Origin of the sequence: Mucilaginibacter sp., from assembly GCF_036383575.1 — a bacterium.
In the GTDB taxonomy this organism is placed as follows: domain Bacteria; phylum Bacteroidota; class Bacteroidia; order Sphingobacteriales; family Sphingobacteriaceae; genus Mucilaginibacter.
The window spans coordinates 1-3,260 of record NZ_DASVOB010000336.1 but is presented as its reverse complement, the minus strand read 5'-3'; the positions used below and the strand labels follow the sequence as shown (position 1 = coordinate 3,260).

Annotated in this window: 2 protein-coding genes; one reads left to right on the top strand and one right to left on the bottom strand. The window is 44.3% G+C overall.

Features of this window, described 5'->3' with window-relative positions; all coding sequences use genetic code 11:
- Positions 1–2,561, top strand: a 2,561-nt coding sequence (locus tag VF500_RS11525; RefSeq protein ID WP_330859806.1) for a glycoside hydrolase family 2 protein, incomplete at its 5' end; no start/stop codon positions are given.
- Positions 2,562–2,814: 253 nt separating this feature from the next.
- Here VF500_RS11525 and VF500_RS11520 read toward each other — a convergent pair.
- Positions 2,815–3,260: alpha-L-arabinofuranosidase C-terminal domain-containing protein (locus VF500_RS11520; protein ID WP_330859805.1), on the bottom strand; the 446-nt coding region annotated here is incomplete at its 5' end.

Below are 3,260 nucleotides of genomic sequence, written 5' to 3'. Positions count from 1 at the left end.
GGCAAATGCAATCGGCGGTTACAGTGCCTGCCGCGGCTACGGAGGTCTCCAAAGAGAAATTCGATACGCAGGGCTGGTATAAGGTAAGTGTGCCTTCAACTATTTTAGCGGGTTTACTGGCTAACCATGTATATAATTTTGATCCGTTTATGGGCAAGAACCTCGAAAAGCTGGCCGACCCGAAACTGGATAAACCATGGTGGTTCAGAAAAGAATTTACGCTGCCTGCTGCCGAAAATGGCAAAAATGTGATCCTTCGTTTGCATGGTATCAATTACAAAGCTAATGTTTGGCTCAATGGCGTTAAGATAGCCGATTCAACCCAAATAAAAGGTCCGTACCGCATCATCGATCTTGATCTTACTAAAAACATCAGCTATGACGGTACCAATACGCTGGCTATTGAAGTGCTGCGGCCATTCACTCCCAATAAACGTGATGGCGACCTTGCCATTGATTATGCCGATTGGATCCCATACCCGCAGGATTATAATGGTGGTATCATCAATAACGTTGAGGTGAAAACTTACAACAAGGTAGGCGTAAAATTCCCGCTGGTTACTACTGATTTTGATTTGCCGTCGCTTGCTGTGGCCCATTTAACTGTAGATGCCCAGGTTACCAACTATACCAATAAACCACAGGATGCAGTGATCAAAGGGAAGATCAACGAAAATATTTCCTTCGAGAAAAAAGTGCACCTGCTGGCTAACGAATCAAAGAACGTGAATTTTTCGCCTGTCGAATTTAAACAGCTTAACGTTAAGAATCCATCTATCTGGTGGCCTTGGCAGTACGGCAAGCCAAGCCTGAACCGTATTGAGGTATCGGCTGTGGTTGATAAAAAACTGAGTAATTCAGTAGCAGAAAACTTTGGGATCAGGGAGTTTACATCAAAAATAATTGACGATAACCAGTCGCGTGAATTTATTATTAACGGTAAGCCCATTATGCTGAGAGGTGCGGCCTGGTCGCCTGATATTTTTCAGCGCCGCTCGACCGAAAGGCAAGAGCAGGAGATCCGTTTGGTACGCGATATGAACATGAACATCGTGCGTTCCGAAGGGAAGATGGAAGATGATAACTTTTATGACCTGTGCGATAAATACGGCCTGATGGTAATGAATGGCTGGATGTGCTGCGGCACCTGGCAACACCCCGAAAAATGGGATGCCGCCGAACGTAAGGTTGCTATGGCGTCGGACAGTAGTGTGATGTACTGGCTCCGCAACAAAGCCAGCCTGTTTGTATGGCTTAACGGCAGCGATATGCCGCCGACTGATACCTCGGTTGAGCGTGATTACCTGAAAATTGAAAAGCAACTGAAATGGCCTAACCCGCTGCTTGCAACGGCTAATGAGAGCAAATCAAAAGTATCGGGTTACAGCGGTGTAAAAATGGCCGGCCCGTATGAGTGGGTGCCGCCAATTTACTGGGAAACGGACGCTACCAAAAAGTTTGGTGGTACATATAGTTTCGCAACCGAAATTTCACCCGGACCCTCAATTCCACCTTATGAAAGCCTGGTGAAATTTATTCCTAAAGATTCACTAAATGTAACCTCTGCCGATTGGAACTACCATTGCGGTACAGGTTCATTTGGCACAACAAAAGTGTTTACTAAAGCTCTTTACGGCCGTTATGGCGAAACTGCATCCATCAAAAATTATGTAGCCAAGGCGCAAGCTCAAAACTACGAAGCCCACCGCGCCATGATGGAAGCATACGGGTTAAACAAATACCAAACCGCCACCGGCGTAGTACAATGGATGCTGAGCAACCCCTGGCCGGGCATCATTTGGCATACGTACGATTATTACCTGTACCCGGCAGGTACTTACTTCGGTATGAAAAAGGCCATGGAGCCGTTGCACGTGCTGTACTCGTACAAAACAAACGAGGTAGCCGTGATCAATTCATACTTGAAAACCTTTACAGGTTTAAAGGTTAAGGCAGATGTTTATAATTTGGATGGTTCAAATAAATTCAGCAAAACCACCACTGCCGATATCGGCGGCGATGCATCAAAAAGATTATTCGCGCTGCCTGCCATTACGGGTTTATCTGATACTTATTTACTGCGCCTTGAGTTAAGAAATAAAGCCGGCGAAACCAAAAGTATTAACTGGTACTGGCTGTCAAAGCAGGGGGATGAGCTGAATTGGAAAAAATCAAACTGGTTTACAACGCCGCAATCGGCTTACGCTGATTACTCAGCATTACAATCTTTGCCTAAAACCAAATTGGCCTTTAGTCAAACCAGTAAAGCCGAAGGGGATAGTACCTCATACACTGTAACCATTAAAAACACCGGCAGCGCAGTAGCTTTCTTTGTGCACCTGCGCGCTTTGAAAGGCCAGGGCGGCGATGATATTTTACCAGTGATCTTCAGCGATAATTATATTTCATTAGCTCCGGGCGAAAGCAGGGTAATTAAATGTACTTACAATAATAAAAATGCAGATGGCGCTACACCATATTTCCTAACCTCGGCCTGGAATTTGGATACAGCCGGGAGCACCGGTGATAGTGGATTTGAGGATGGACTGCCGAAAGAGTAGTTATCCAAGTAGCAAAGGATCAAGTAGAAACACACGGTTGTTTAAAAGCAGGTAAAAGCATTTTTTGTAGAGACGCATCACATGCGTCTCACGTAGGACAAGCTACTTGTCCATTTTAAATTGCAAGCGGGAGACGCATGTGATGCGTCTCTACGTTTCAAATTAACGATTAGAAAACCTCGAATAGACTAAAATCATAAAAAAACGGCCGGGCAATTTGCCCGGCCGTTTTACTTTCTTAGGGGAAAGGATTTTATTTTAATTCAAGTGTTACTACAGATTTTGCAGGAAGGCTAACTACTAACTTGTCACCATCTTTCTTAGCACCGGTAAAGGCGTTCAGGTGGATTTTGTTGGCATCTTTAAAGGTATTAACATCAGTTAAATTAGCTGAGGTGAGTATTTGTCCGCTAACGGTTTGCCATTTTACGTCGCTAAGGGCGGTTGTAATGGTGATAGTATTGTGCGGATCAAGGTTCACTAAGGAGATGTGTACCTTGCCCGATGCATCCTGTGAGGCAGAGGCATTTACAGCTTCAATCTTTTTACCGTCAACCTCATAATCAGGTACGCTTAGTTTAATAGGCAGGTATTTTGCATCCTGGTGCACCTTGTACATATCAAATATGTGGTAAGTAGGTGTAAGCACCATTTTTTCTTTATCAGTTAAAATAAGTGCCTGTAAAACGTTAATAGTTT